Source organism: Mesorhizobium sp. M1A.F.Ca.ET.072.01.1.1, assembly GCF_004023325.1.
Classification (GTDB): domain Bacteria; phylum Pseudomonadota; class Alphaproteobacteria; order Rhizobiales; family Rhizobiaceae; genus Mesorhizobium.
The window spans coordinates 1-2,600 of the sequence record NZ_RZSF01000555.1; the positions used below are offsets into that span (position 1 = coordinate 1).

General features: G+C 65.0%; 7 protein-coding genes. 5 read left to right on the plus strand and 2 right to left on the minus strand.

All coding sequences use genetic code 11. The features are described 5' to 3' along the window. Positions 1 to 162, plus strand: a 162-nt coding sequence (locus EOA32_RS36145; protein ID WP_189407685.1) for a BBE domain-containing protein, incomplete at its 5' end; no start/stop codon positions are given. Between the two features lie 14 nt (positions 163 to 176). Here the strand turns inward: EOA32_RS36145 and EOA32_RS36150 are convergent. Continuing rightward, entirely contained in the window at positions 177 to 377 is a 201-nt protein-coding gene (locus EOA32_RS36150; protein WP_095779104.1) for a hypothetical protein, read from the minus strand. A gap of 137 nt (positions 378 to 514) precedes the next feature. Between EOA32_RS36150 and EOA32_RS36155 the strand changes: the two genes are divergently transcribed. From EOA32_RS36155 to EOA32_RS36170, 4 genes are all read left to right on the plus strand, one after another. Beyond that, positions 515 to 775, plus strand: coding sequence for a hypothetical protein (locus EOA32_RS36155; protein WP_127215614.1), 261 nt, complete (start codon positions 515 to 517; stop codon positions 773 to 775). A gap of 3 nt (positions 776 to 778) precedes the next feature. Continuing rightward, complete coding sequence (locus EOA32_RS36160) at positions 779 to 1,039, plus strand: hypothetical protein (RefSeq protein WP_127334995.1); 261 nt, start codon at positions 779 to 781, stop codon at positions 1,037 to 1,039. Positions 1,040 to 1,162: 123 nt separating this feature from the next. Beyond that, positions 1,163 to 1,642 carry a class I SAM-dependent methyltransferase gene (locus tag EOA32_RS36165; protein ID WP_095783323.1) on the plus strand — a complete coding sequence of 160 codons (480 nt, stop codon included), beginning with the start codon at positions 1,163 to 1,165 and terminating at the stop codon, positions 1,640 to 1,642. Between the two features lie 71 nt (positions 1,643 to 1,713). Further along, the gene (locus EOA32_RS36170; RefSeq protein ID WP_095824658.1) at positions 1,714 to 1,929 is read left to right on the plus strand and encodes a hypothetical protein; all 216 of its coding nucleotides are present in this window, start codon (positions 1,714 to 1,716) and stop codon (positions 1,927 to 1,929) included. Here the strand turns inward: EOA32_RS36170 and EOA32_RS36175 are convergent. Beyond that, a partial coding sequence (locus EOA32_RS36175) for an SOS response-associated peptidase (RefSeq protein ID WP_145971487.1) occupies positions 1,926 to 2,600 on the minus strand: 675 nt, incomplete at its 5' end. The two genes, EOA32_RS36170 and EOA32_RS36175, sit on opposite strands and share 4 nt — an antisense overlap.

Genomic DNA, 2,600 nt, shown 5'->3' on the forward strand with positions numbered 1-2,600 from the left:
GCCTATGTGAACTTCATGCCGGAGGATGAGGTCGATCGTGTCGAAGCGGCCTATGGCGGCAATTATCGCCGGTTGCTCGAGATCAAGCAGCGCTACGATCCGCAGAACCTGTTCCGCATGAACCAGAACCTGCGTCCGAAGGAAGGACTGCGGGCCGCCTGACGGGGCAGCATGCCTCAGCCGCGCCGTCCCGACGCGTCTCGTTGACGAAGCCTTGAAGCCTGGAGCGCGTCGAGCCGTTGCTGGAGATGGCCGTTGAACACGATCATCTCCTTCAGCGCCTTCACCGGGTCGCCCTTGTGCCGGGCGATGAACCGCTCGGCGATTGCCTGAAGCGCCGCTTCCTCGCGGCTGTCGAGCCTGACGATGTGATCCATCTCGGGTGCTCCGCAGGTTTCCACTAGCATGTGAACAAAAAGGGAACAAAATTGTCAACGACGAATTGACTCAGCGAGGAACGGGTTCCTATTTTGTCAGCAGATGGGGCGGTTGCTCAGGATCACGGAGAGCCGCGTTGGGCAGACGGAAAAGCCGCTATGACAGATTGTTCCGGTCGGACGCGGAGGCGATCATTCGCGATGCGTTGGAACTGCGCCAGACCGTGCTGGCGGCGCAGCTCAATCTCAAGACCAACGGCGAAATGTACTGGCGGCTCAACGGGTTGGTGGAGAGGCTGCATGAGGTGATGAGCGCGGTGGCGGGCAGGGACCTCGATTTCCGCGCCGCCTGGCTCGGCCTGCTGCCGCTGCCTGAGGATTATTCAGACCGGACATGAGAAATGGCCGGACCCATGGACAGCGTCGGCCGGGCGGCCAAGGCCAACATGCTGCTGATAGTCGAATGCCGCCACTGCTACCACGCCGGCCGCTTCAAGGCGAACGACGTGGCCAAGGTGGTCGGCTGGAACAAGCCGCTCGAAACCATCCGCTTCCGCTGCAAGCGCTGCGGCCGCAAGGACACTGAGGTCAAGACCCAGTTCATCGACCAGGACCATCCGCCCAAGGGTTATATCTGGGTGCTGCAGAAGGCGAGGGGATAGCAGCTGTCACTCAACACGCGAGCTATTTCTGAGACCTGGTTTTGCCGCGTTCGGGATCGACGGTGTCCCTGGCCGAAGCTACAGTGGCGGCCCTCGACACCATCGAGCCTGCCCGGAGTGCCCATGGACAGCCGCCTCGACCGCATGATCGCCCGCCTCACCACCCAGCGCCGGGCGCTGGAGCGGGCGGCGGAGGAGACCCGGGGCTTGCCCGGCCCGGTGCTGGAGATCGGCCTGGGCAAGGGCCGCACCTACAGCCATCTGCGCAAGCTGTTCCCGGACCGCCGGATCATCGCCTTCGACCGCGACCTGCACGCCCCGGCTGATGCGGCGCCGGCCAGCGCCGACCTTGTGCTGGGCGATTTCCGCGAAACGCTGCCCGCCTTGTCCGGCTGCGCGCCCGCAGCCTTGGCCCATGCCGATTTCGGCAGTGAGGACCGCGCCCGCGACACCGCCCAGGCCGGCTGGCTGGCGGCGCTCATCGATGCGTTGATGGCACCGGGTGGCCTAGTGGTCAGCGACCGGGCGATGCAGTCGCCGCGCTGGACCCCCTTGCCCTTCGACACGCCGGACTGGCCTTATTTCCTCTGGCGCGTGAACTAGCCGCCACCACAGCTCACTTCACATCCGGCATCCGTTTCCGCGGCTTCGTCGGCCGGGTGGTCAAGGCCAACATGCTGCTCATAGTCGAATGCCGCCACTGCTACCACGCCGGCCGCTTCAAAGCGAACGACGTGGCCAAGGTGGTCGGCTGGAACAAGCCGCTCGAAACCATCCGCTTCCGCTGCAAGCGCTGCGGCGGCAAGGACACTGAGGTCAAGACCCAGTTCATCGACCAGGATCACCCGCCCAAGGGTTATATCTGGGTGCTGCAGAAGGCGAGGAGCTAAAACAACGACCCCTGCGCCGGCGGCTCCGCCGGAAACTTGATTTGCGTCGCCGGCTTGTCCACGATCACCAGCGCGTCGTCCGGCGCCGGCCGCTGCAGCGTCCTCGCCTCCGACCATGGCGCTGTCAGCCACAGCTCGGTCTCCGCCTCGGTGGTCAGGATCACCGGCATCGCTTTCTCGTGGATCGGCGCGATCAACGCGTTCGGCCTGGTCGTCAGGAAGCCGTAGAGCTCGTGGTCGCCCGGACCTTCCTTCACCTTGCGCACGCCATGCCAGGGCGTCCACAGCCCGGCGAAGAAGAACAGCGGGCGGTCCTCGCCGAGCGCGAACCAGAAATTCTTCTGCACGCCCGTTTCAGGATCCTTGTCGCCGGGCTTTGGCGAGGGTTCGGCAAAGCTCGTCACCGGCACCAGGCAGCGGTTCTCGACGCCGAGATAAGGCAGCCAGTGGGCATATTGGGGGTTGCGGATGTTGGTCGTGCCGGGATCGGCATTGCCGCGCACGCGTTCTTGCGGCGTCGGCATGCCCCAGCGCAGCCGGGCGAGCTCGCGGCTGCCGTCGGCGGCATTGCGCACCACCAGCGCCGGTTGGTTCGGATAGATGTCGACCGAAGGTTCGAGATTGCCCGAAATGTCGCGCAGCGCTCGCGTCCACTGGCGGATCGCTTCCTG

Coding starts and splice junctions, on each gene's coding strand:
- EOA32_RS36150 (WP_095779104.1), bottom strand. CDS start 377: ATGGATCACATCGTCAGGCTCGACAGCCGCGAGGAAGCGGCGCTTCAG.
- EOA32_RS36160 (WP_127334995.1), top strand. CDS start 779: ATGGCCGGACCCATGGACAGCGTCGGCCGGGCGGCCAAGGCCAACATG.
- EOA32_RS36165 (WP_095783323.1), top strand. CDS start 1,163: ATGGACAGCCGCCTCGACCGCATGATCGCCCGCCTCACCACCCAGCGC.
- EOA32_RS36170 (WP_095824658.1), top strand. CDS start 1,714: ATGCTGCTCATAGTCGAATGCCGCCACTGCTACCACGCCGGCCGCTTC.